23 protein-coding genes and 1 riboswitch are annotated in these 24,796 nt (G+C 59.8%); of the genes, 8 read left to right on the forward strand and 15 right to left on the reverse strand.

Annotation, left to right across the window (positions count from 1 at the left end; genetic code table 11):
* Positions 1–61: 61 nt before the first annotated feature.
* Positions 62–466 (reverse strand): acyl-CoA thioesterase, encoded by a 405-nt coding sequence (locus tag ACYYKW_RS02330; protein ID WP_042561508.1) that lies wholly within the window; start codon positions 464–466, stop codon positions 62–64.
* Between the two features lie 197 nt (positions 467–663).
* A riboswitch (S-adenosyl-L-homocysteine riboswitch) is annotated at positions 664–763 on the forward strand.
* 23 nt (positions 764–786) lie between these two features.
* Between ACYYKW_RS02330 and ahcY the strand changes: the two genes are divergently transcribed.
* The 4 genes from ahcY to ACYYKW_RS02350 all read left to right on the forward strand — a co-directional run bounded on the left by ahcY (position 787) and on the right by ACYYKW_RS02350 (position 6,308).
* Positions 787–2,196, forward strand: a complete 1,410-nt coding sequence (gene ahcY / locus ACYYKW_RS02335) for an adenosylhomocysteinase (protein ID WP_090287082.1) — start codon at positions 787–789, stop codon at positions 2,194–2,196.
* 186 nt (positions 2,197–2,382) lie between these two features.
* Entirely contained in the window at positions 2,383–3,228 is an 846-nt protein-coding gene (gene metF, locus ACYYKW_RS02340) for a methylenetetrahydrofolate reductase [NAD(P)H] (RefSeq protein WP_464989314.1), read from the forward strand.
* A gap of 170 nt (positions 3,229–3,398) precedes the next feature.
* Positions 3,399–4,211 (forward strand): substrate-binding periplasmic protein, encoded by an 813-nt coding sequence (locus ACYYKW_RS02345; RefSeq protein ID WP_093097513.1) that lies wholly within the window; start codon positions 3,399–3,401, stop codon positions 4,209–4,211.
* A 222-nt stretch (positions 4,212–4,433) separates the two neighbouring features.
* On the forward strand, positions 4,434–6,308 hold the full coding sequence (locus tag ACYYKW_RS02350; protein WP_464989315.1) for a DEAD/DEAH box helicase: 1,875 nt from the start codon (positions 4,434–4,436) through the stop codon (positions 6,306–6,308).
* A 260-nt stretch (positions 6,309–6,568) separates the two neighbouring features.
* On the opposite strand, the gene ACYYKW_RS02355 is transcribed toward ACYYKW_RS02350, so the two are convergent.
* Both ACYYKW_RS02355 and ACYYKW_RS02360 read right to left on the reverse strand, forming a co-directional pair.
* Complete coding sequence (locus ACYYKW_RS02355; RefSeq protein ID WP_042606592.1) at positions 6,569–7,147, reverse strand: YceI family protein; 579 nt, start codon at positions 7,145–7,147, stop codon at positions 6,569–6,571.
* Between the two features lie 31 nt (positions 7,148–7,178).
* Positions 7,179–7,730: a cytochrome b gene (locus ACYYKW_RS02360; protein ID WP_464989316.1), complete on the reverse strand. Its 552-nt coding sequence runs from the start codon at positions 7,728–7,730 to the stop codon at positions 7,179–7,181.
* Positions 7,731–8,146: 416 nt separating this feature from the next.
* Here ACYYKW_RS02360 and ACYYKW_RS02365 point away from each other — a divergent pair, with 416 nt between their 5' ends.
* Positions 8,147–9,919 carry an anti-phage dCTP deaminase gene (locus ACYYKW_RS02365; protein ID WP_464989317.1) on the forward strand — a complete coding sequence of 591 codons (1,773 nt, stop codon included), beginning with the start codon at positions 8,147–8,149 and terminating at the stop codon, positions 9,917–9,919.
* A 287-nt stretch (positions 9,920–10,206) separates the two neighbouring features.
* On the opposite strand, the gene ACYYKW_RS02370 is transcribed toward ACYYKW_RS02365, so the two are convergent.
* Positions 10,207–11,988 (reverse strand): flavin monoamine oxidase family protein, encoded by a 1,782-nt coding sequence (locus ACYYKW_RS02370; RefSeq protein WP_464989318.1) that lies wholly within the window; start codon positions 11,986–11,988, stop codon positions 10,207–10,209.
* 223 nt (positions 11,989–12,211) lie between these two features.
* Between ACYYKW_RS02370 and ACYYKW_RS02375 the strand changes: the two genes are divergently transcribed.
* On the forward strand, positions 12,212–13,618 hold the full coding sequence (locus tag ACYYKW_RS02375; protein ID WP_464989319.1) for an adenosylmethionine--8-amino-7-oxononanoate transaminase: 1,407 nt from the start codon (positions 12,212–12,214) through the stop codon (positions 13,616–13,618).
* Positions 13,619–13,761: 143 nt separating this feature from the next.
* Entirely contained in the window at positions 13,762–14,481 is a 720-nt protein-coding gene (locus ACYYKW_RS02380) for a 16S rRNA (uracil(1498)-N(3))-methyltransferase (RefSeq protein WP_464989320.1), read from the forward strand.
* 111 nt (positions 14,482–14,592) lie between these two features.
* Here the strand turns inward: ACYYKW_RS02380 and trhA are convergent, their stop codons facing one another.
* The gene (trhA, locus tag ACYYKW_RS02385; RefSeq protein ID WP_007964065.1) at positions 14,593–15,210 is read right to left on the reverse strand and encodes a PAQR family membrane homeostasis protein TrhA; all 618 of its coding nucleotides are present in this window, start codon (positions 15,208–15,210) and stop codon (positions 14,593–14,595) included.
* 141 nt (positions 15,211–15,351) lie between these two features.
* Between trhA and ACYYKW_RS02390 the strand changes: the two genes are divergently transcribed.
* Positions 15,352–16,272 carry a LysR family transcriptional regulator gene (locus tag ACYYKW_RS02390; RefSeq protein ID WP_093097494.1) on the forward strand — a complete coding sequence of 307 codons (921 nt, stop codon included), beginning with the start codon at positions 15,352–15,354 and terminating at the stop codon, positions 16,270–16,272.
* Positions 16,273–16,495: 223 nt separating this feature from the next.
* Here ACYYKW_RS02390 and madM read toward each other — a convergent pair whose 3' ends face one another.
* The 10 genes from madM to ACYYKW_RS02440 all read right to left on the reverse strand — a co-directional run bounded on the left by madM (position 16,496) and on the right by ACYYKW_RS02440 (position 24,356).
* A complete protein-coding gene (gene madM / locus ACYYKW_RS02395; RefSeq protein WP_038861195.1) occupies positions 16,496–17,260 on the reverse strand; it encodes a malonate transporter subunit MadM in 765 nt (254 codons plus the stop codon).
* A gap of 5 nt (positions 17,261–17,265) precedes the next feature.
* Complete coding sequence (gene madL / locus ACYYKW_RS02400) at positions 17,266–17,658, reverse strand: malonate transporter subunit MadL (RefSeq protein WP_093097491.1); 393 nt, start codon at positions 17,656–17,658, stop codon at positions 17,266–17,268.
* Between the two features lie 67 nt (positions 17,659–17,725).
* Complete coding sequence (gene mdcH / locus ACYYKW_RS02405; RefSeq protein WP_464989321.1) at positions 17,726–18,646, reverse strand: malonate decarboxylase subunit epsilon; 921 nt, start codon at positions 18,644–18,646, stop codon at positions 17,726–17,728.
* Positions 18,643–19,263, reverse strand: a complete 621-nt coding sequence (locus ACYYKW_RS02410; protein ID WP_464989322.1) for a malonate decarboxylase holo-ACP synthase — start codon at positions 19,261–19,263, stop codon at positions 18,643–18,645. Before ACYYKW_RS02410 ends, mdcH begins: the two co-directional genes overlap by 4 nt.
* Positions 19,257–20,042, reverse strand: a complete 786-nt coding sequence (gene mdcE, locus ACYYKW_RS02415) for a biotin-independent malonate decarboxylase subunit gamma (RefSeq protein WP_464989323.1) — start codon at positions 20,040–20,042, stop codon at positions 19,257–19,259. Before mdcE ends, ACYYKW_RS02410 begins: the two co-directional genes overlap by 7 nt.
* On the reverse strand, positions 20,039–20,890 hold the full coding sequence (locus tag ACYYKW_RS02420; protein WP_464989324.1) for a biotin-independent malonate decarboxylase subunit beta: 852 nt from the start codon (positions 20,888–20,890) through the stop codon (positions 20,039–20,041). The genes mdcE and ACYYKW_RS02420 overlap by 4 nt, the downstream gene beginning before the upstream one ends.
* Positions 20,883–21,182: a malonate decarboxylase subunit delta gene (locus tag ACYYKW_RS02425; protein ID WP_056786420.1), complete on the reverse strand. Its 300-nt coding sequence runs from the start codon at positions 21,180–21,182 to the stop codon at positions 20,883–20,885. Before ACYYKW_RS02425 ends, ACYYKW_RS02420 begins: the two co-directional genes overlap by 8 nt.
* Positions 21,182–22,039, reverse strand: a complete 858-nt coding sequence (locus tag ACYYKW_RS02430) for a triphosphoribosyl-dephospho-CoA synthase (protein ID WP_464989325.1) — start codon at positions 22,037–22,039, stop codon at positions 21,182–21,184. The genes ACYYKW_RS02425 and ACYYKW_RS02430 overlap by 1 nt, the downstream gene beginning before the upstream one ends.
* Complete coding sequence (gene mdcA, locus ACYYKW_RS02435; RefSeq protein ID WP_394598382.1) at positions 22,039–23,709, reverse strand: malonate decarboxylase subunit alpha; 1,671 nt, start codon at positions 23,707–23,709, stop codon at positions 22,039–22,041. The genes ACYYKW_RS02430 and mdcA overlap by 1 nt, the downstream gene beginning before the upstream one ends.
* A 281-nt stretch (positions 23,710–23,990) precedes the next feature.
* A complete protein-coding gene (locus ACYYKW_RS02440) occupies positions 23,991–24,356 on the reverse strand; it encodes a DUF6124 family protein (protein ID WP_464989326.1) in 366 nt (121 codons plus the stop codon).
* Positions 24,357–24,796 lie beyond the last annotated feature (440 nt).

Below are 24,796 nucleotides of genomic sequence, written 5' to 3' on the forward strand. Positions count from 1 at the left end.
CCACAGGCACATTGTCGCCTCTGTGGGAGCCAGCCTGCTGGCGATGAAAGCGCCGCCAATCTTATTGAACGGCCTCGTCATCCTTGAACTGATCTTTTACATACCTGATCTCGGTCCGCCCGTGCGGCGCCGGCAAGCCGTCTTCACCCAGATTCACAAAGACCATTTTCTCAACGGTCAGAATGCTCTTGCGGGTGATCTTGTTGCGCACTTCGCACGTCAGGGTGATCGAGGTGCGGCCGAACTCGGTGGCGGTAATGCCCAGTTCGATGATGTCACCCTGGCGCGAGGCGCTGACGAAGTTGATCTCGGAAATGTACTTGGTCACCACGCGCTGGTTGCCCAGCTGGACGATCGCGTAGATCGCCGCTTCTTCGTCGATCCAGCGCAGCAGACTGCCGCCGAACAGGGTGCCGTTGGGGTTGAGGTCTTCGGGTTTTACCCATTTGCGGGTGTGGAAATTCATCTTCACTCCTTGGTCTCTTGCCGAATGATGGCGCCATCTTGGCAGACCGGGCGGTCATGCTCCATGCGGCTTCGACTATGGTCGCCATTAACGATCTTCATCCAACCGACAGAAACCCTTTGGAAGATCAGTCTGGACGGCTATAATCGCCACCGTTTCAAAACGGTAATGATCACTTGTTACCGTTTTCCCGCCACCTGTCCGAGGGGCGCTGCAGCAGGTTCGACCTGTCAGGCTCGGATGGGGCGTTGACCGGCCGCAGGCTGGACACTAAACGCACAACGGCGCCCATTCGCATACATTACGAATGGAGGCTCTTCATGAGCGCTGTTATCACGCCTGCAGATTTTACCGATTACAAAGTCGCCGACATGTCCCTGGCCGCCTGGGGCCGTCGCGAAACCATCATCGCCGAGTCGGAAATGCCGGCCCTGATGGGTCTGCGTCGCAAGTACGCCAGCGAGCAGCCGCTCAAAGGCGCCAAGATCCTTGGCTGCATCCACATGACCATCCAGACCGCCGTGCTGATCGAAACCCTGGTTGCCCTGGGTGCCGAAGTTCGCTGGTCGTCGTGCAACATTTTCTCCACCCAGGACCAGGCCGCTGCCGCTATCGCGGCTGCCGGTATCCCGGTGTTCGCCTGGAAAGGCGAAACCGAAGAAGAGTACGAGTGGTGCCTGGAGCAGACCATCCTCAAGGATGGCCAGCCATGGGACGCCAACATGATCCTCGACGACGGCGGCGACCTGACCGAGCTGCTGCACAAGAAATACCCGCAGGTGCTGGACCGCGTTCACGGCGTGACCGAAGAAACCACCACCGGTGTACACCGTCTGCTGGACATGCTGGCCAAGGGCGAGCTGAAAATCCCGGCCATCAACGTCAACGACTCGGTGACCAAGTCCAAGAACGACAACAAGTACGGCTGCCGTCACAGCCTCAACGATGCGATCAAGCGCGGTACCGACCACCTGCTGTCCGGCAAGCAAGCGCTGGTCATCGGTTACGGTGACGTGGGCAAGGGTTCGGCCCAGTCCCTGCGTCAGGAAGGCATGATCGTCAAAGTCTCCGAAGTCGACCCGATCTGCGCCATGCAAGCGTGCATGGACGGTTTCGAGCTGGTATCGCCGTTCATCGACGGTATCAACGACGGTTCCGAAGCGAGCATCGACAAAGCGCTGCTGGGCAAGATCGACCTGATCGTGACCACCACCGGTAACGTCAATGTTTGCGACGCGAACATGCTCAAGGCCCTGAAGAAGCGCGCCGTGGTCTGCAACATCGGTCACTTCGACAACGAAATCGACACCGCTTTCATGCGCAAGAACTGGGCATGGGAAGAAGTGAAGCCACAGGTGCACAAGGTTCACCGCACCGGTACCGGCAGCTTCGACCCACAAAACGACGACTACCTGATCCTGCTGGCCGAAGGCCGTCTGGTGAACCTGGGCAACGCCACCGGTCACCCGAGCCGCATCATGGACGGTTCGTTCGCCAACCAGGTTCTGGCGCAGATCTTCCTGTTCGGCCAGAAGTACGCCGACCTGTCGCCAGCTCAGAAAGCCGAGCGTCTGACCGTGGAAGTACTGCCGAAGAAACTCGACGAAGAAGTGGCTCTGGAAATGGTCCGCGGCTTCGGCGGCGTGGTCACCCAACTGACCAAGCAACAGGCTGACTACATCGGCGTCACCGTCGAAGGCCCGTTCAAGCCGCACGCCTACCGGTACTAAGAGCAGCTGCGAGCGTCAAGCTGCAAGCGGCAAGTAAAAGCGGGTGGTTTACTTGAGGCTTGTAGCTGTCGCTGGCTTCTTCATCGTTATTTCGCAGCCGTTGGTTGCAAGCTCCACGCACAAGATTTCGGCACTCCGCCCTCTTGCAGCTTGAAGCTTGCAGCTTGCAGCTGGAGGTCCCCTCCGATGTCCCAAGAACGTCGCTACAGCTTCGAGTTCTTCCCGACCAAGACCGATGCTGGGCATGAAAAACTGCTCGCCACTGCCCGTCAGCTGGCCACTTACAATCCCGACTTCTTTTCCTGCACCTACGGCGCGGGTGGTTCGACCCGTGACCGCACGCTCAACACCGTGCTGCAGCTGGAAAGCGAAGTCAAAGTACCGGCCGCACCGCACCTGTCGTGCGTCGGCGACAGCAAGGACGACCTGCGCGGCTTGCTGAACGAGTACAAGGCTGCCGGCATCAAGCGCATCGTCGCCCTGCGCGGCGATTTGCCGTCCGGCATGGGCATGACCAGCGGTGAGCTGCGTCACGCCAATGAACTGGTCCAATTCATTCGTGAAGAGACCGGCGACCACTTCCACATCGAAGTCGCCGCCTACCCGGAGATGCATCCGCAGGCGCGCAACTACGAAGACGATCTCGCCAACTTTGTGCGCAAGGCCCGTGCCGGTGCCGACAGCGCGATCACCCAGTACTTCTTCAACGCCGACAGCTACTTCTACTTCGTCGAGCGTTTGCAGGCACAGGGTGTGGATCTGCCGATCGTGCCGGGGATCATGCCGATCACCAACTACAGCAAACTCGCGCGCTTCTCCGATGCCTGCGGTGCGGAAATTCCGCGCTGGATCCGCAAGCAACTGGAAGCCTACGGCGATGACACGCAAAGCATTCAGCGCTTTGGCGAGCAAGTCGTCAGCGAGATGTGCGAGCGCCTGTTACAGGGCGGCGCGCCGGGGCTGCACTTCTATTCCATGAACCAGGCCGAGCCTAGCCTGGCGATCTGGAACAACCTGAAGTTACCGCGCTGAAGCAGCTGCAAGCTTCGAGCTGAAAGCTACAAGCAAGAACAAGAGATCGCAGTGTTTGGCAACGCCTTTTTTGGGTTGTCGTGCTGCGATTTTTTGCGTTTGAAGCCGCGAAACAGAGCTTGTGCGGCCGCTTTCTGGCTCTTTCGCGATTCTCGTCGTAATCTCCAGCCATGCCTTTGATCACACAGTTGTTCGCCGTGCTGGTATTTGCTTGCCTGAGCTTCGCCGCTCGGGGCGAGAAGTTGCGTATTGTCACCGAGCCGTGGGCGCCGTACGTGTATGAAGACGGCGGCAAGAACCTCGGCCTCGACTATGAAACCACGGCCATCGTGTTCCAGCGTCTGGGCATCGAAGTCGAATGGCAGTTCCTGCCGTGGAAACGCTGCCTGTCGATGCTGGAAACCGGTCAGGCTGACGGCGCGCTGGATATTTTTCACAGCGCCGAGCGTGACAGCACCCTGCTCTATCCGAGCGAGCCATTATCGGACGTCGAGTTCGTGATGTTCTACGCCAATGACCGGCCGCACCCGTTCAATCGTCTCGAAGAACTCAAAGGCCTGACCATCGGCACCTCGCCCGGCTATTTATACAGCGAAGATTTCAGCCAGTCGCAGCTGTTTACCCGGGAACCGGCACCGACCCATGAAGCCAACTTTGGCAAACTGGTGCGTGGGCGCATCGACCTGCTGATTACTGATCGCCGCGTCGGCCAGCATTTGCTCGATGAATTGAATATACGCAGCCTGATCACCGAAAACCCCACGGTTATTAGTCGCCAGAGCCAGTTTTTGGCCGTTCGGCGCAATGCCGGCATGGATCTGCTGGTACAGCGATTCGGTGCCGAGCTCAAGCGTTTCAAGCGCGAACCAGCCTACGCCGAGCTGAGCGCGCGCTATGGTGCCGCGCCCGTTGGCAGTGTTTTGTTGAACTCGGCGACGGTCAGCGGCAAAACCGTTGAGCAGCAGGAAAGCGGCGCGCGGTGATTGCTCTGTTATACTCCGGCGTTCCCGCCAGGCTCACGCCCGGACGCCCGGAACCGTAACAGGCCTCCCGACCCGCTACAGCGCAGCTTTGCAGCCCGCGCGAGCGCTCCCGACGTGCCTTCGGAACCGCAGCAGGACCGGACGGGATTGCGTCCTCTTAAACGCCATTCGCGCCAGGCAAGACTCCCATTGGGCCAAGCCCTAACTAAAACAGGATTACTCATGTCCTTTGCTTCCCTCGGTCTCTCCGAGGCTTTAGTCCGCGCCATCGAAGATGCGGGCTATACCGAGCCTACTCCGGTGCAACAGCGGGCCATTCCCGCCGTGTTGCAAGGTCGCGACCTGATGGTTGCGGCACAGACAGGTACCGGTAAAACCGGCGGTTTCGCCCTTCCGATCCTGGAGCGGTTGTTTCCCAACGGTCACCCGGACAAATCCCAGCGCCACGGCCCGCGCCAACCGCGCGTACTGGTCCTGACCCCGACCCGCGAACTCGCGGCCCAGGTTCACGAGAGCTTCAAGATCTACGCCCGTGACCTGAAATTCGTCAGCGCCTGCATCTTCGGCGGCGTCGGCATGAACCCGCAGGTTCAGGCCATGTCCCGCGGTGTCGACGTGCTTGTCGCCTGCCCGGGTCGTCTGCTCGACCTCTGCGGCCAGGGCAGCGTGGATCTGTCCCACGTTGAAATCCTCGTCCTCGACGAAGCCGACCGCATGCTCGACATGGGTTTTGTGCATGACGTGAAGAAAGTCCTCGCGCGCCTGCCGGCCAAGCGTCAGAACCTGCTGTTCTCGGCGACCTTCTCCAAGGACATCACCGACCTCGCCGGCAAACTGCTGCACAACCCGGAACGCATCGAAGTGACGCCGCCGAACACCACGGTCGAGCGCATCGAGCAACGCGTGTTCCGTCTGCCGGCCAGCCACAAGCGTGCCTTGCTGGCGCACCTGATCACCGCCGGCGCGTGGGAACAGGTGCTGGTGTTCACCCGCACCAAGCACGGCGCCAACCGTCTGGCCGAGTACCTGGACAAGCACGGCCTGCCGGCTGTAGCGATCCACGGTAACAAGAGCCAGAATGCGCGCACCAAAGCCCTGGCCGACTTCAAGGCCGGCGAAGTGCGCATTCTGGTTGCCACCGACATCGCTGCCCGGGGCCTGGACATCGACCAGCTGCCTCACGTGGTCAACTTCGAGCTGCCGAACGTCGATGAAGACTACGTGCACCGGATCGGCCGTACCGGCCGTGCCGGTCGTTCGGGCGAGGCGATCTCGCTGGTCGCGCCGGACGAAGAAAAACTGCTGAAAAGCATCGAGCGCATGACCAAGCAGAAGATCGCCGACGGCGACCTGATGGGCTTCGACTCGAGCACCATTGAAGCCGAGAAGCCGGAAGCCCGCGAGCGTCCGGACATGCGCAACCCGCGTAACCCTCGCGGCCCGCGCGGCGACGGCCCGAATGGCGGTGGCGGCGGCGGCGGCCGTAAGGACAAAGGCAAAGACAAGGGCAAGGAAAAACCGGCCGGCGAACGTGGCGAGCGCCCTGCCCGCCAGCAGAAGCCGCGCGAAGGCACGCCGAGCCGCGAACAGCGTCCGAGCCAGCCACCGCGTGCAGCGGCGGATCGTGCTCCGGACGAGTTCCTCGACGACGAAATCGATAACTTCGGCAACCGCGTTGATTACGTGCCGAAAGCCGCACCGGCCGGCGGCCGTGGTCGTCGCCCAGGCGCACCGGCCCAAGGCGCAGGCGCCGGCGCACCGCGCGGCGGTCAGTCGCAAGGTCGCCAGAACGGCCCGCGCAACAGCAACGGTTCGAGCACCGGCACCCCACCGGCCAAACGCAGCGGCCCGCGCAACGGCGCACCGCGTGACGGTCAGGGCCGTCGTGACGAGTCTTCGTCGTCCTCGCGCAACCGCCGTCCAGCCCGTGACGATCAGCCACGTAGCGAGCCAGCCGTGCAGAACCCGCGCAGCACCGGGCCGAAGATCATGCACAAGGAATCGAAAGCCGACCGCTTTCCGACCCCTGAGCAGCTCGATCAACTGCCAAGCCGCCCGCGTGGCGAAAAACCAGCACTGCTGACCCGCAATCGCTGAGTTCAAGCCGCAATGAAAAATGCCCCGGTTCGAAAGAGCCGGGGCATTTTTTTGTCCTGACGCTTATATGCACATCCCCTGTGGGAGCCAGCCTGCTGGCAATGAGGACAGCACATTCAAAACTTGTGGTGGCTGACCCACCGCTATCGCCAGCAGGGTAGCGCCCACAGGGGCTCTGCGGTGAAGTGAAGTGTTTGTGACAGGCAATAAAAAACGCCCCCGGCCTTACGACCGGGGGCGTTTTTGTATGGCGGCGAAAATTACTTCGCTTTCACACCTTCAAACGAAACATACAGCTCGACCGCATCGGACTTCGGCCCGAGGTCTTTCTGCTTGCCGAAATCGGAACGCTTGATGGTGGTGGTGCCTTCGAAGCCGGCACGGTAGCCGCCCCATGGATCCTTGCCTTCGCCCAGGAAGGTCGCTTTCACGACGACAGGCTTGGTCACGCCCAGCAGGGTCAGGTCGCCGGTCACGTCAGCAGTGTTGGCACCGGTGGATTTGACGCTGGTGGAAACGAAGGTGGCCTTGCCGAATTTGCTGGCGTTGAGGAAATCAGCGCTGGCGATGTGCTTGTCGCGTTCGGCGTGGTTGGTGAACACGCTGGCGGTGTTGACGTTGAATTCGATCTTGCTGTCTTCAGGCTTGGCAGCGTCGAAGCTGAACTTGCCGTCGATGTCCTTGAAAGTACCGGTGATGAAGCTGTAGCCCAGGTGGCTGATCTTGAAATCAACGAAGGCGTGCTGGCCTTCTTTGTCGACGACGTAGTCAGCGGCCATTACGTTGGCGGACAGCACGGCAGAACCGATTGCCAGAGCGGCCAGAGTCTTTTTCAACATGCTTTCTTTTCCTTTGAGTCGAGGTTGAATTTCAGGCTTTGCGACCGAGCATTCGGGTAAGGGTCGCATCACGATCGATAAAGTGGTGCTTCAATGCTGCCAACGCATGAAGGCCGGAAAAAATTACCAGCGCCCACGCCAGCCAGAGATGAATCACCCCAGCGGTATCTGCCTGATCCGGTAGTCCGGAGAGCAGTGCAGGAACTTCAAACAGGCCAAACACCGGGATCCCGACACCGTCTGCGGTGGAAATCAGGTAACCGGCAATCATCACAGCGAACAGCGCCAGATACAGAAACCCGTGGCCGAATTTTGCGCCGAGGCGGGTCATGTGGCTGTAGCTTTGCAGCGTCGACGGCGGTGGACTGATAAAGCGCCACAGCACCCGCAACACCATCACACCCAGCAGCACCAGACCGATACTCTTGTGCAGGTCCGGCGCGTCTTTGCGCCAGGTGCTGTAGTAATCCAGCCCGACCATCCACAGACCCAGCGCAAACAGCCCGAAGACCACCAGCGCCACGCCCCAGTGCATGACGATGCTGACCCAACCATAGCGCGAAGAAGAGTTACGTAGCTGCATTGCCCAAATCCTGTGAGAACTGCGAACCAAGACTAGCGAGTTATCTATCGAATTAAAGCGGAAAATTTCGCTTTGAAATATCGAGAAATACGATCAAGAGCTTCTGGCTATCGTGTTAAGGAAAGATTAACTCAACGCAAAATCCCACCTCAGAAAGAAAAAAATCTCACACGCAAAGCTTCCGTCCCCTCAATCAAGCGTACGAAACATCCTCAAAAAAATAGGAATGATCTCTGTTTTGCATAGAATGAGTCTTTGGAATCACCGTATTTCGAGCGAAGAGGGCAGGAAACATCGGGGGGTTCTCACCGCGACTAGACCACTTACCAGTCCTCTACTACTCTCTCAGCCAGCAAAGCCGACGTTTTGCAGGAAGGCGTCCGGATGCCAGTTAAAGATCAATACGGGGAAAAGGGATGCGATTTGACGGCGAACTCGACGAGTTAAAAATAAAACTATCTTCCCTGCAAAATGCGGGAGTATGGAGAGTCGTCAACCAAAATCAACATCAGTTCAGAGCTAATAGCAGAGGAATAATGAACTGGTACCCATCTACGGGGAATATTAATTTTCAAGGAGACCTAAACTCATCAGAACAGCTAAAAACATTAGTAGAAGGCTTATTAAATATTAATGCACACGAAGATACGTCTGCCATCGAAAATACCGTCGCTGAAACAGAAGCCGCTGTAGCCGAGCTTTCAACAGATTCTCAGGCGCCAGACACTTACTTTCTCGATGACTCCTATTCTGATTCTGAACTGGTGATCGGTCTGGTCGGCACTATTGGCACCAACCTAGCCGAGGTAGCAGGATTGATCGAAGAGCGCCTCCTTAAATTCAACTACAGCGCTGAACGTATAAAAATATCTACTGATATAATTGCAAATCTGGGAAATCCAGCCTCCAGCACGGATGAATATGGAAGAATCAGCTCCTACATGGAGGAGGGAAATAATTTACGAAAAAACAGCAAAGACAACTCAATACTGGCATTAGGGGCCGCCGCCAGAATCAATCTACTTCGAAAAGAACAAGAAGCCTTTCGCAGAAAATCCTTTATTATCAACTCATTGAAAAACCCAGCAGAAGTACAGAGACTTCGAAAAATTTATTCACATGGCTTTTTCTTAATTGGCGTACATGCCGACCATACTAGAAGACATAACTATCTAACAAAAGACAAATCCATCTCTGAAGAGCAGGCATCAAAACTAATAGACAGAGACGCGGACGAGCGAGACGACTTTGGCCAGCACACCCGAGACACTTATCACCTTTCAGACTTTTTTATTGATTACAACGGAAATTCAGACTCACTAAAAAAACAAATTTGGAGGGTTTTTGATCTGCTTTTTGGCAAGCCCTACATAACGCCGACATTTGATGAATACGCCATGTTCATGGCATTCTCAGCATCTTTGAGATCAGCCGATTTATCGCGTCAAGTTGGGGCCGTGCTGACGAAAGACAAGTGCATAGTTTCCACTGGCGCAAACGACGTACCCAAAGCACACGGCGGATTATATTGGCCCGAAATAGATGAAAAAACCCAAGAAATCGTCGATACAAAAGATGGCCGGGACTACATGAAAGGCGAGGACTCTAACGCAACTCAAAAAAGACTGATAATTGACAGCATATTGGACGTAATTCCTTCAGAGTATCGAGAAGAACTCAGACCACTAATCAAAAAAAGCAAAATTAAAGACATTACGGAATACGGCAGAGTTGTTCATGCCGAGATGGAAGCGTTACTTTCGAGTGCTAGGCTCGGCATCAGCACATCAGGCAGTGACTTATACTGCACAACATTTCCATGCCACAATTGCGCGAAACACATAGTAGCTTCCGGAATAAAGAGAGTCATATATGTGGAGCCGTACCCTAAGAGTAAAGCTCTGGATTTCCACTCTGACTCCATATCACTAAATCAGCATAGTGACAATGTGGTATTTGCACCATTCATCGGAGTAGGCCCTAGGAGTTTTTTTAATTTATTCTCCACCAACCTAGGTAGTGGCTATCCTGTCATAAGGAAATCTGATGACGGACAAGCTCTTGACTGGAGTGAGCACGATGCTAAATTACGCACCCAAATGCTGCCTTGCTCGTACATTGAACGCGAAACAATAGCTGCAAACCTTTTGTCAAAGTACCTAGAGGGAAGCCCAAATGACACCATCTAAAGAAGATTTCCTCAACCATTTAGCGGAGTCTCGTCGCACTGTTGAGCAGTGGCCATTATGGAAGCAGGAGGCGCTCAAGGCATCCCCGCAACATAGCAATTCTTCTTCGGCACCAGTATCGCAACAAAAAGATAAGCGTTAATTTTCCAAAAAATATAATTAGGTGATTTATACGACACAAATCCGTCGGTGCTTACCTAGTTATAACCAGCAGCTATATAAAGCTTGAGAACCATTTCAGATAAAAAACGCGGCATAAATGCCGCGTTTTTTTATTCAGTCAAGCCTTACTGCGCTTTGGTCTCGGTGGTTGCCGCAGGTGTGGCTGCGGGTTTGGCCGCTGGCTTTTTCGCCGGCTCAGCCTTTTTCGCTGACGCTTTGGTCGCAGTTTTTTTCGTTTCAGTTTTCGCCGCAGGCTTCTTCGCCGCTGGCTTGGCCGCGGCTTTCTTCGCAGGCTCGGCTTTCACCGGGGCCGCTGGTTTCGGCGCTTCCGCCGGAGCGGGCACAGGGGCCGGGGTCGGCGCTGGCGCTGGAGCAACTGGAGCAGGTGCCGGTTCTGGAGCCTTCACCGGTTCTGGCTTCTTCTCGTCATCCGAACCACCGAACAGGTTGCTGAAGAAGTTGCCCTTCTTCGCCGCCACGGCACCCGCCGCGCCTGCTGCTGCGGCAGCCGGAACCGCTTTGGCCGGTTCGAACGATTTGCCTGCCGCCAGATCTTCAACCTGGCTGGCCGCACGCTGGCCAGTGCGCAGTGCACCTTCCAGAGTGCCCGGGTACAAGGTATCGGTGTGTTCGCCAGCGAACGCTACGCGTTGCAGCGGACGTTCCCACAGACGCCAGAACTTGCTGATCTGCCCCGGGCCGTAAGCCAGGTAGGCGCCGCCCATCGACGGGTCGGTGCTGTAGCGGCGGATTTCGTAACCGGTGAACGAGCCACGGGCCTGTGGATAAAACGCGTGCAGACGGATCAGCACCTGATCGACCATCTGCTTGTCGCCGAACGCCTGCATCACGCGGGCATTGTCGCCGGACAGGTTGATCACCACATTGGCGCCACCTTTGAGCGCTGGCTCGATCCAGAGCATGCCCAGACCGGTGTTGCTGTAGATCTCGCCGGACATGCGCGCCTTGCTTTCCCACACTGGCGTCTTGAATTTCAGCATGATCTGGTCGCGCCAGCCGTAGTTGGTGCCTTTGATCGCTGCCAGATGCTGGGCATCCAGCGCCGGGGTCAGGGCAATCTTGTTCAGTGCGCGCAATGGCACGGCCAGCACCACGTAGTCAGCCTGATAGCCGACGCTGCCGACTTTGACGGTCACGCCTTCCTTGTCCTGGGTGATGGCCGAGACCGGCGAGTTGGTCTTGATGGTCTTGATCTGTTTGACGAAGGCCTGCGCCAGCACCTGGCTGCCGCCGACCAGACGCGAGGCGCGCAGGTCACGGTCGGAAACGCCGCGATAGACGCGGTTCTGCTGGGCAAAGTACAGCAGCGACAGCCGCGACGGCTCATCGTAATGGGTGCGGATGTCCTGATTGATCAACTGACGCGCAGTGGCCGGCAGGTTCTGCTTGTCGAGCCAGCTCGACACGGTGATCTGGTCCAGCGCATGCAGCGTGGCGGTCGCGGCCGGGTTTTGCGGATCGTCGATCGAGCGCGCCAGGTCGTCGAGGGTTTTCTGGTAGCGCTTGAGCGCATCGGCGGTGGCCGGTTGCTTGGTGGCCAGATCAGCGGCGGAGAAATAGTCGCCGTCAATCAGATAGCTCGGCGTGCGCACGAATTCCGGTGCCGGGGTGGTGCCGAGCTTGAAGGTCGACACGTACTTGTTCAGCACCGGCTGGGTTTTGTCGTTGCCGATCCACTCGCTGGTGGCCATGCCCGAGCGACCGCCCAGGCTCGGTTTGGCTTCGAGCAGGGTGACCTGCCAGCCCTTGTTTTGCAGCTCATAAGCGGCGGTCAGGCCCGACAGGCCGCCGCCAATCACGATTGCAGTTTTATCCTTCGCCAGCGCTGTAACGCTGAACAGCCCCAACATCACCAGCGCACAGGCGCGCAGCCAACCGACAGACATTCAGCGAACTCCGGAAAAACATGTGGGAAAAAGCAGTTTGGCGGGTCAGACGACCCAAAGAACCGCGAAGAATACGTTAGCCATCAAAACGCCGCCAGCGGCGTCTATCGGCTCATACAAAGTAGCTCAATCGACACAATGGGTTGTTCCCGCGCGATGCATTGCATAGGCTTGCGCGATTGTTTGCCCGCGCCTGCCGCGAGCCGCCTCGAGGAGACTGTAAATGGGCCTGAATAAACAGTGGATGCAACGCGATCTCGCAGTGTTGTGGCATCCCTGCACCCAGATGAAAGACCACGAACAACTGCCGCTGATCCCGATCAAGCGCGGCGAAGGCGTCTGGCTCGAAGACTTCGAAGGCAAGCGCTATCTCGACGCGGTCAGCTCGTGGTGGGTTAACGTGTTCGGCCACGCCAACCCGCGGATCAACCAGCGCATCAAGGATCAGGTCGACCAGCTCGAGCATGTGATTCTCGCCGGCTTCAGCCATCAGCCGGTGATCGAGCTGTCCGAGCGTCTGGTGAAGATGACGCCGGAAGGCCTGAACCGGGTGTTCTACGCCGACAACGGCTCGTCGTGCATCGAAGTCGCGCTGAAGATGAGTTTTCACTACTGGCTCAACCGCGGTCAGCCAAACAAGAAGCGCTTCGTCACCCTGACCAACAGCTACCACGGCGAAACCATGGCGGCGATGGCGGTCGGCGACGTGCCGCTGTTCACCGAGACCTACAAAGCCCTGTTGATGGACACCATCAAGGTGCCGAGTCCGGATTGCTACCTGCGCCCCGACGGCATGGGCTGGGAAGCGCATTCACGCAACATGTTCGCCGCCATGGAACAGGCGCTGGCGGAGAATCATGACAGCGTCGCGGCGGTGATCGTCGAGCCGCTGATTCAGGGCGCTGGCGGCATGCGCATGTATCACCCGGTTTATCTGAAATTGCTGCGCGAGGCATGCGACCGTTATGGCGTGCACCTGATTCACGACGAAATCGCTGTCGGCTTCGGTCGCACCGGGACGATGTTCGCCTGTGAACAGGCCGGCATTCGTCCGGACTTCCTCTGCCTGTCAAAAGCCCTGACCGGCGGCTACCTGCCGCTCGCGGCATGCCTGACTACCGACGACGTCTACAGCGCGTTCTACGATGACTACCCGACTCTGCGCGCCTTCCTGCATTCGCACAGCTACACCGGCAACCCGCTCGCTTGTGCGGCGGCGCTGGCGACGCTGGATATTTTCGAACAGGACAACGTCATCGAAAACAACCAGGCACTGGCCCAACGCATGGCCTCGTCGACAGCGCACCTGGTCGATCACCCGAACGTCTCCGAAGTGCGCCAGACCGGCATGGTTCTGGCGATAGAGATGGTCAAGGATAAAGCCAGCAAAGAGGCCTACCCTTGGCAGGAACGCCGCGGCTTGAAGGTGTTCCAGCATGCACTGGAACGTGGCGCGTTGTTGCGGCCGCTGGGCAGCGTGGTTTATTTCCTGCCGCCGTACGTGATCACCCCGGAGCAGATCGATTTCCTGGCCGAGGTGGCGAGTGAAGGCATTGATATCGCCACGCGTGACAGCGTGAGCGTGGCGGTGCCGAAGGACTTTCATCCCGGTTTCCGCGATCCGGGCTGATCTACTTCACTTAAGCTTCAGCGGTACCGGACTACCGTCATCGCTGGCAAGCCAGCTCCCACAGGGTTTTGCGCAGAACCTGTGGGAGCTGGCTTGCCAGCGATGGGGCCGCCAGACTTTTACAAATTTTACAGAGACCCCGCATGAGACTGTCCCGCTTCTTTATCGACGCCCCGCTGAGCACCGGCGAACACGAACTGCCGGAAGCCCAGGCGCATTACATCAGCCGCGTGTTGCGCATGGCCGAAGGCGATGCGGTGCAGTTGTTCGACGGTTCCGGCCATGAGTTTCGCGGATCGCTGGTTGAGGTCGGCAAGAAGCGCGTCGTCGTGCAGATCGACGAGCAACTGCCGGGTCAGGTCGAGTCGCCGCTGCACATCCACCTCGGCCAGGGCTTGTCCCGGGGCGAGCGCATGGATTGGGCGATTCAGAAAGCCACCGAACTGGGCGTGAATGAAATCACCCCGATCTTCAGCGACCGCTGCGAAGTCCGCCTCAAGGACGAACGCGCCGACAAACGCCTGCTGCACTGGCGTCAGGTAGCGATCAGCGCGTGCGAACAATGCGGGCGCTCGCGAGTGCCGGTGATTCATCCGCCGGTCCTGCTGGCGGACTGGATCAAACAGACGGAAGCCGAGTTGAAACTGGTGCTGCATCCGGTGGCCGAGCCGCTGGTCAGCCATGCCCGACCGGCGACGCTGGCGTTCCTGATCGGCCCGGAAGGTGGTTTGTCCGACGCTGAAGTCGAGCAGGCCAAAGACAACGGCTTCCACGCCGCCCGCCTCGGCCCGCGGGTGCTGCGCACCGAGACCGCGCCGGTGGTGGCGTTGGCGGTGGCGCAGCAGCTTTGGGGTGATTTCTAAGGCCTCATCGCTGGCAAGCCAGCTCCCACAGGATCCTTGTTAACCACAACATGTGTGAACAACGCTAAACCCTGTGGGAGCTGGCTTGCCAGCGATTAGCCGCGCCTCGGTCTAGAGGACGTAAAACAAGATTGCGACAAAATGCAGCAGGCTCCCGGCAATCACGAACAGATGCCAGATCCCATGGGCATGCCGCAGCCGGTGATCGAGGGCAAAAAAGATAATTCCCACCGTATACAACACCCCGCCCGACGCCAGCCAGGCAAACCCCGCCGTGCCCAGCGCAGCGATCAGCGGCTTGACCGCCACCAGCACGATCCAGCCCATCACCGCGTAAATCACGATCGACAGAATCCGTGCCTCGGAGCGCGGTTTGATTTCCTGCAGGATGCCGATCAGCGCCAGCCCCCAGACGATCCCGAACAGTGTCCAGCCCCACGGCCCCCGCAGGGTCACCAGACAAAACGGCGTGTAGCTGCCGGCAATCAGCAGGTAGATCGAAAAGTGATCGACCTTCTTCATGATCGCTTTTTTGCGCCCGCGCACGCTGTGGTACACGGTCGAGGCGCTGTAGAGCACCAGCAGGGTGAACGCGTAGATCGCCACACTGACGATCTTCCACGGACTGCCGTCGAGACTGGCGATCACCAGCATCCACACGCCGCCAATAAACGCCGCCACCGCTCCGACCAGATGGGTCCAGGCGTTGAGTTTTTCCCCGTGATACATGTGTCGCATACCTCGTAGTCACTAACGCAAGCGCGCAAGGCTCGGGCCTTGAGCGTAAAAGCGCAATGTTTCTGTTCAACCTCGCCTGCGCGGCGCGCGGGAATTGGGCACAATCGGTCGATACCAAAAAGAGTCCGCGCCATGCTGATCGACGAAGAATTGACCCTGAAAAAACTCGAGGTGTTCCTCGCTTTCATGCGCACCGGCAACCTCGCCCGCGCCGCTGCCGAACTGCAGACCAGCAACGTCAGCGTGCACCGCGCGATTCACTCGCTGGAAAACGCCCTGCGCTGCCCGCTGTTCAAACACGAGGGGCGCAACCTGACGCCGCTGGAAAGTGCTTACGTGCTGGAAGAGCGCGCGCAGAAGCTGATCAACGATGTGGTCGACAGCGTGCGCCTGACCCGCGAAGCCGCCGGGTTCTCCGCTGAGCGCTTCAAGCTTGGCTCGCTGTATTCGTTGACGGTGAAAACCGTGCCGCAGCTGATCATGGGCCTGAAAATCCGCCGCAGCGAACTCAACATCGACCTGATCCTCGGCTCGAACATCGACCTGCTCTACAAGCTGAAAAACATGGAGGTCGACGCGATCCTGGTGTCACTCGACGACAGCATCAACGACCCGGACTGCGAGCAGATTGCGCTGTTCTCCGACGACATATTCCTCGCCACACCGGCGGATTCGAAGTTTGCTCAACGCAGTGAAGTCGATCTGGCCGAGGTGCGCGATGAAACATTCATCACCCTGACCCAGGGCTTTGCCACGCATCAGGATGGCAATCGGGTGTTCAAGCAGGCGGGGTTCGAGCCGAAAGTGGCGATGCAGGTGAATGACATTTTCACCCTGCTGAGCATGGTCAGCTCGGGGGTCGGTTATGCGTTGTTACCGGGGCGGATTGCGGCGGTGTACGAGAATCGGGTGAAGCTGATTCCGTTGCAGGAGAAGTATCGGTTGCAGCAGCACATCGGGGTGGTGTTTCTGAAGGCCAAGGAGAGGGATCCGAATCTGCTGGCGTTGCTGGCGGAGTGCCGTATGTATGCCAATCGCCAGGCCGGGGTTTGATCGACAGAAGATCAAGATCAAAATCAAGAGCTACCCCCTCACCCCAGCCCTCTCCCCCAAGGGGTAGAGGGGGAAGGGAGCAGATCGGGGGCTTTTCAGAACCTGAGTTCGACTCAGAAATTTCAGGTCGATGAAACTCCTGCATCCACTTCGGTCAGTCCCCTCTCCCTTTGGGCGGTCCGACGTTTCGGGAGGGCTAGGGTGAGGGTTAGCTTTTCGGCGGTCAGCCCATCAACCCACGCATCGCCAGAAACAACAGCGAAGGCCCAAGCAAGCAGCCAAGCGCGGTATAAAACGCCGCCGTCAGGCAACCATAAGGCACCAGCTTCGGATCAGTCGCCGCCAACCCGCCAGCGACGCCACTGGAAGTGCCCATCAACCCGCCGAAAATCACCGCGCTCCGCGGGTTGTTCAGGCCGATCATCGGCGCCACGAACGGTGTCATCACCATCACCAGAATCGCCTTGATCAACCCCGCCGCGATCGACAGCGCCATCACCTCGGAACTGGCGCCAATCGCCGCGCCTGTCACCGGCCCGACGATATAGGTCACGGCACCAGCGCCAATCGTGGTCAGGCTGACCGCATCGGTGTAACCGAACGCCATCGCCACACCCACACCCGCCACAAACGAGGTGCCGACGCCGACAAACAGCGCCAGCACGCCGACAAACCCGGCGCGTTTGAGCTCGTCGACACTGACACCAAACGCGGTGGCGACAATCGCAAAATCGCGCAGCATGGCGCCGCCGAGCAGGCCGATACCGGACAACAACGGAATATCCACCACGCCCTTCTGCCCGCCGGTCAGCGCGCCGCCGACATACGACAGCACCAGGCCGAGCAGAATGGCAATCGCCGAGCCGTGCAAGCGGCCCTTGGTGAAGGTGTTGGACATCCAGTAGGACACCCACATGGTCAGGCCGACAATCAAGAAGCCGCTGATCAGGCCGTAGCCGGTGATCACTTTCATCATCGATTCGTACATGGCGATTACCCCGCAGTCTTGGCTGGAGCAATCGGCGTCTGTTGCTTGTTGCCCATGCGCGTCAGCACAGGCACCAGAGCAAAGGCGATCACCACGGCCAGCGTGCCGGCGAGAATTGCCATCGGCCCGCCCTTCAGCGCGCCGTAGACGTTCTGCTGCGCCGCCATGGCAACCACGATGGGAATGTAGATCGCACTCCAGAACTCCACGCCCTGCTCGGTCTTGCCCTTGAGCCAGCCGCTTTTGTACAGATAACTGCCGAGGCCGATCAGCAGCAGCATCGCAATGCCGACACCGCCGACGTTGGCCGGCACGCCGATCAGCTTGCCGAGCAATTCACCGATCCAGATACCGACCAGCGTACAAAAGGCGAGAAACGCCACACCGTAAATAATCATTGTTGTAGTCCTCAAAGTGCATCGTCGAATGTTGTTTTTGTTGTTCGAAGCTTGAGTCGCGGCGGTTTTAGAGTTGGCGGCCACCCTCCTCTCGCAACAGCGCTTGCAGGGTGTCGAGGCGGGCACTGTCGAAGGCCGTGACGGTGCCCTGCTCGAACACCCGGCGCGCCAGTCCGGTCAGCACCGCACCGGGCGGCAGTTCGATTTGTAGACGCACGCCGCGCTCGTAGGCGCTTTGCACGGTGCCGCGCCAGTCCACCACGCGGCACATATTGAAGGCGAGGTCGTCGCGCAGCGCTTCTACCTTGGTCACAGGCCGCGCACGGCTACCGCTCAGGTAAGCGATTTTCGGGGTTCTCAATTCAACCCTGGCAAAGGCTTCGGCGAGGGTTTGCGCCGGTTCGTCCAGCAGCGGACAGTGCGACGGCACACTTACCGCCAGACGTTTTGCCAGACCGGCGCCACGACTGCGCGCCAGTTCGGCCACCGCTTGCATGCCGCGGTCACTGCCAGCGATGACTACCTGATTATCGGCGTTGATATTCGCCAGATACACCGGCGAATCCTCGCTGTGCACCCGCGCCATCAGCGTTTCGACTGCGGATAACTGCAAGCCGATGATTGCGGTCATGCCGTAGCCCTGTGGATAAGCCTGCTGCATCAGCTCACCGCGCAGGCTGACCAGATGCAACGCGTCACTGAAGCTCAAAGCCCCGGCGACCACCGCTGCGGGATAGGCGCCGATGGACAACCCTGCGACGTAATCCGCCGTCAGCCCGTCCTGCAACAACTGCCGTGAAGCCGCGACACCAGCGATCAGCAGGCACAGCTGAACCGCCCGTGTGGTGCGTAACGCTTCGGCAGAATCGAGCCGCGAGACATCTTCGCCGAGCACGTCGCTGGCCTCGGTCAACACTTCCCCTGGCAAGCGCTGGAGCATGCCGGTTTGCTGCGCGCCCTGGCCGGGGAACACCAGCAGACTGCTCACGCTGCCTGCTCCAGCGGCTGCCACGGATCAACCACCAATTGCGCCTGTCGCGCATTTTTCAGCAGTACCCGCGCCGAAGCACTGGCCCATTCGCGCAACGCCACCGCGCCGAATGGGGTTTGCAACTGCATGTCGACCCGGCACGCGGCGCGATCAAAAAACGCGACCAGTTCGCGTGCCTGATGACGGGTAATCGGTTGCGGTGCGCGCAGGATCAGATCGAGGTCACTGGCCGCGTGCATCGCGGCAAAACCGCTGGCCAGCTCAAAGCCGACACTGCCGCTGACACCCCATACCCAACCACAGTCATCGAGCATCGGCCGCAATTGCCTGAGCGCCTGCATGACCGGCAGATCACGCGCGCTGTCGACATGACACAACGCTTCAGGACTGACCCGCCGCACAATCGAATCGATGCGCATGAACGCCGCCAGCCGCTGCTCACGCAGCAACCCGCGCACGCCCACCGCGATCAAACCTTCAGCACTCAGCGCGCGCCGCACTACCACCGGTTGCCCGGCGGCCAGCGACTCGATCGCCCACGGCGGCGCATCCGCCGGCAACTGCGCTGGCGGCATGCCCCAGAGCAGATCGTGGGCCAGTGGCATGTTCACCACTGCGCCCTCAGCAATTCGCGAACCTTGCTCGACGCCGCGCGATTGCTGGCACCGAGGCGATTGCTCAGGTCGGTGCCGGTGATATCGCCGATGGCTTGCTTGAGGCATTCAGTAACCTGCGTCAGATCCTCTGCCGTCGGCTGTTCGATCTGCTGCACCGAGTGGGTTTCCCAGAGCAGACCGAGGCTGGCGTAGCTGTCGATGTCGTAGGCCATCGGCGGCACGCTGGCGGCCAGCGCTTCCAGTTCCTCAACGCTGCGCAACGTCACCCGCGCCGCCGAGGCCTTGCCCATCGCGTGGACCATCACCCCGGGATCACGCAGGGCGATCAGGCGGTTGGCCTGATAACCGTGCGCCAGAAACGCTCCGGACATGGCCTTGCCGACCAGCAAGGCAATCACCGGATGCCCGGCCAGCCGCGCACGGGCATAACTGCCCGCCGCGCCGGCCAGCGCTTGATGAATACCGAGCGCTTCTTCGCGCCGACCATAGGCCTGGCTCGGCACATCGACGATGGCGATGATCGGGCGCTTTTGCGCGTTATCGCGATCAGCGCTGATCGCGTCATCCACAGCCTTGGCCAGCCCCCAGCCTTCGAGCAAGCCGACTTCGCCGTTGCGAGCGCGTGGGAAACGATTGTCCGGGTCAGCGACCACGGCGATAAAACGCCCGAGGTCACCGTCAGCGACTTTCAAGGACGCCGGCAGGCCTTCGACGTTTTTAGCTCCCGCGCTCAGAGCGTTGAACCAGTGCAAGCCGCGCAATGAATAACCGCTCATGAGCGCTCTCCTTGATACAGATCGCGAACCACCGAGGGTTCGATTTGCTGGTCAGTGTTCAGACTGCCCAGACGGTGCAGGAACCACTCGGCGCGTTGGCTGCGTGGCTGAGCTGGCAAACCTTGCTGGAGCAATTCGCCGACCTGCTGACGAATCCGCGCCACGTCATCACCAACGTAACGATCCACCAGAGCACTGTTGAAGCGCTGCTCGCCGCCGGTCAGGCTCCAGATGAACGGCCGGTCGCGCGAGTCGTATTCCTCGATCCCGGCTTCCTGCTCGATGACTTGCGGGCCGTTCAGGCCAAGACGTGCTTCCTGAGTCACCAGCAGATAACTGCACAGCGCTGCGGCAATCGACATGCCGCCGAAGCAACCGACGCTACCGGCGACCACGCCGACCACCGGTTGGTATTGCTGCAAATCGACAATCGCCGCATGAATATCAGCAATCGCCGCGAGGCCGAGATTGGCTTCCTGCAAGCGCACGCCACCGGTTTCCAGCAGCAGCACCGCGCGGGTCGGCATGCCCTTGCGGTTGTCCTCGGCGGCCAGTTCCAGCGCGCCGGCAATTTTCGCCCCGCCGACTTCACCAAGGCTGCCGCCCTGAAACGCGCCTTCGATCGCCGCAATCACCACGGGCAAACCGTCGAGGCTGCCCTTGGCGATGATGACGCCGTCGTCGGCCTGCGGGACCACGCCCTGGCGTTCCAGCCACGGCGACATGACCCGTTGAAACGGATCGAGCAGTTCACGAAACGTCCCGGCGTCGAGCAAGGCTTTCGCCCGTTGCCGCGCGCCAAGTTCGACGAAGCTGTGTTTGTTGAGCAACGCGGCGCTGTCAGTCATGGCCGATCTCCTCGAAACCCTGTTCCAGACGCAAGCGCACCACCCCCGGCGTCGCGCCGAAATCGTGGATGTCGATGGCCATCGCCGGCGGCGTGGTGCCGTCGAACATCCGCGCAAACAGATGCTGCCAGCGCTGTTGCGCGCCGTTGACCGAGGTCTGCACGTTGATCGTCAACTTGCCGGCCAGGCCCGGTTCGATCAGCACTTCCAGATCCCCTGAGCCGACACACCCGACCAGCGCACGCCCGCGTGGCGGCTGCCCGGCGGGAAATTCAAACGATAGGCTTTCCATCAAAACGCTCCCTGAAGAATGCCGTCGCGCTCGATTCGATCGAGCAGCAGCGTGGCGGCGAGCAAGTCGGCGGCGCCACCGGGCGAGGCATTCAATGCGATGAGTTGTTGATCCAGTTCGTGCAATCGGCGGCGGCCTGTAAGGCTGGCACTGCCGCCGGCGTCGAGCACCGCTTGCGCGCCGCTTTGCATGGCGTGCAGGCCTTGTTCGCTGGCCCGATAGAGCACGCAGGTGTCGGCCAGTTCGGTCATGATCGCCAGCAAGGCGTCGAGCCGGGCGTTCTGTTCGCCGACGCCGTTGGCGCGGCTGTTCTTCAATTGCGGCAAGCCGCGTTGCAGCACCGAGGGGAAGCCGAGTTGCGCTTCCTCGCGAGCACCGCGTGCGCCGTAACGCTGGGCGACTTGAGCGCCGTGGCTGAGCGGCTTCGGTGCGTAGCGGTCGTCGAGCAGCGCCAGGCGTGCCGCACAAAGAGCGACGGAGCTCGGTTGCAGCGCGGCGGCGGTGACCAGCAGACCCAGCGCCCAGATTGCGCCGCGATGGGTATTCACACCGTTAGTGGTGGCGAGCATCGCCTGCTCACCTTCGCGACCGATGCGGCCAATCGCTTCGCGCAACGGCAAACCGACTTCGCCAATGTCTTGCGCTGCCTCGGCCATTTCCTTGAACGCCGGCCACAACGCCAGCGCCGAAGCATGCATCAGGCCCAGGTGCAGATCGGTATGGGCGCCGTTGCCGCGACGGTCGACCAAGGCCGGTTTCGGCGACAGGTCGGCTTCGTCGATCAACGCGTCCACCGCCAGATCGGCCAAGCGGTCAGCCAGCGACAGCGGTTTCGCTTGCAGGTTGAATGCGTGCATTACCAGCTCCTGAATTTGGCGGGCGGGTTGTACAGGCCACCGGACCACTCGACCAGATCGGCCACGCTTTTCGCCGCTAGCAGTTCGCGGGTGGCGTCGGTGCGGCGGATGCCGAGGTCTTCGGGCAAGGCAATCAGGCCTTCGCGACGCATGCGTTCGGTGTCTTTCGGGTTGTGGCGCAGGCCGATCGCGGTGACACCGGCTACTGCGGCGATCATCGCCTGGCGTTCTTCCAGCGAGCGCGCCTTGTACAGGTAGGCGATGCCTTCTTCAGTCAGCAGGTGGGTAACGTCGTCGCCGTAGATCATGATCGGCGCCAGCGGCATGCCGCTTTTCTTCGCCACTTCGACCGCGTCGAGGGTTTCGACGAAGGTCGGTTTGCCGCCCTCCTGGAACGTCTCGACCATTTGCACCACGAGTTTCTTGCCGCGTTCGAGCATCGGTTGCGGCGCATCGCCGTGACGCATGTCCAGCCACGCTGGGGTACCGTGACGGCGGCCGCGCGGGTCATGGCCCATGTTCGGCGCGCCACCGAAACCGGCCAGTCGACCACGGGTCACCGTCGAGGAATGGCCGTCGCCATCGACCTGCAACGTCGCGCCGATAAACAGATCCACTGCGTATTGCCCGGCGAGTTGGCAGACCATGCGGTTGGAACGCAGCGAGCCGTCGCGGCCGGTGAAGAACACGTCCGGCCGGGCGGCGATGTAGTTTTCCATGCCCAGTTCGGTGCCGAAGCAATGCACGCTTTCGACCCAGCCGCTTTCGATCGCCGGGATCAGCGTCGGGTGCGGGTTGAGGGTCCAGTTGCGGCAGATCTTGCCTTTGAGGCCGAGGGATTCGCCGTAGGTCGGCAGGATCAGCTCAATGGCGGCGGTGTTGAAACCGATGCCGTGGTTGAGCGACTGCACGTTGTGTTTTTCGTAGATCCCGCGAATCGCCATCATCGCCATCAGCACATGCACAGGCTTGATGTGGCGCGGGTCGCGAGTGAACAACGGTTCGATGTAGAACGGCTTGTCGGCCACCACGACGAAATCGACCCACGAAGCGGGAATGTCCACGCGCGGCAGTTCGCTGACGTCGTCGACCAATTGGTTGACCTGAACGATGACGATGCCGTCGCTGAACGCGGCCGGTTCGATCAATGCCGGAGTGTCTTCGGTGCTCGGGCCGGTGTAGATGTTGCCGGCGCGGTCGGCCATGAACCCGGCCGAGAGCACAACGTTGGGAATCAGGTCCACTACCAGCCGCGCATAGAGTTCGATGTAGGTGTGGATCGCGCCGACTTCCAGCAAGCCATCTTCAAGCAACTGGCTGATGCGCAGGCTCTGGGTGCCGGCGAAAGAGAAATCCAGCTTGCGGGCGATGCCGCGTTCGAACAGATCAAGGTGCTCGGAGCGGCCGACGCTGGGCATGATCATGTGCAGGTCGTGAAGCTTGGCCGGGTCAGCCTTGGCCAGGGAACGGGAAAGAAAATCCGCCTGCTTCTGGTTATTGCCCTCCAGCACCACACGGTCGCCGGGATGGATCAGCGCTTCGAGCGCGGCGACGATCTTGTCGCTGGGCAGCACCGCACCATCGGCCAGCCCGCGCACCTTGTCGAGCCGGCGCTGCTTCTCATCGCGCCGCCGCGTCCAGCGCGAGTCGGGGGAAATTATTGTTGTCATGCTCACTCCACGGGGTTCGCTGTCGTGGAGCCAAGGTAGGCGTGTGCGAGGGGGGCATCAATCAAGCGCGGTGGTGAATCATTACGCTGAGCGTAATGGTCACTGCTTGCGAAGAAGCCAGCCGAAGCAGCGCAAATTCTGGATCAGCCCGCCGATGATCGTTCCCACGCTCTGCGTGGTAATGCCTCAACGGACGCTCTGCGTTCGGCTTTTTGGGACGCGGAGCGTCCCGGGCTGCATTCCCACGCGGAGCGTGGGAACGATCAACCGTGACCAATGGATCACTCCGTCGGCACCAACCTGTCCAACACACGATTCACAGCCATCTCCGCCACCATCACCACCTGCGCGATACCTTGCACGGTCTTGCGGTGCGTACCCTCCACCATCGCTGCGTGATTGTTGAGCATGACGGTGGCCGAGCCGAGGGTTTCGCTGGCGTCGGCCAGCAGGGATTCGGTTTCGGCATTCGGGTTGGCCATGTACAGCGTGTTGGGGGTGTAGGGCGTGGCCATGAGGTCGGCGTTGGTCGGACCGAGGTAATGGTCGAGCGCGCGTTCGGCGGCTTCGTGGAATTTCTTTGAGTCGGGGGATTCGTAGGGGGATGCCGGGTCGGTGACCGGGGGGTTAGGCGTAGGCTTAATCATCTTCAGGTTCCGAAATTAAGCTGGAACCGCTTCTCTGCTAAAAGAAGGGGTGGCAGCTGAACGCAGGTTAGCAGACCGGGGAACCTAAGGAAGCCGGCGCGCCGAAGCGCCCTGCGCACAGCCGCCATCGAATGCAGGCGAAGCCTGACGATGATGTATGTGCACCCTTAGATTAACCACGGGCTGCTAAACCCGATCGCTGGAAATCAGCGACGGAATCAAGTTACGCAGCCAGCCCAAGGCACACAAGCCGGCGGATTCTGGTGCATGCGTAGGCAGCGGCGCAAGGATTTGTAGGCTGGTGAGCCGTAACACTGAGTGTCTTTAAACAGCTTGGTTAAAGGGTGTTTATTGCACTGAAGAAATTGAGGAATTTCCTGTAAGAATTTGGTGATGCAACTGGCCCCATCGCTGGCAAGCCAGCTCCCACAGGGTCCGAG

This window comes from Pseudomonas sp. 15C (assembly GCF_055484735.1).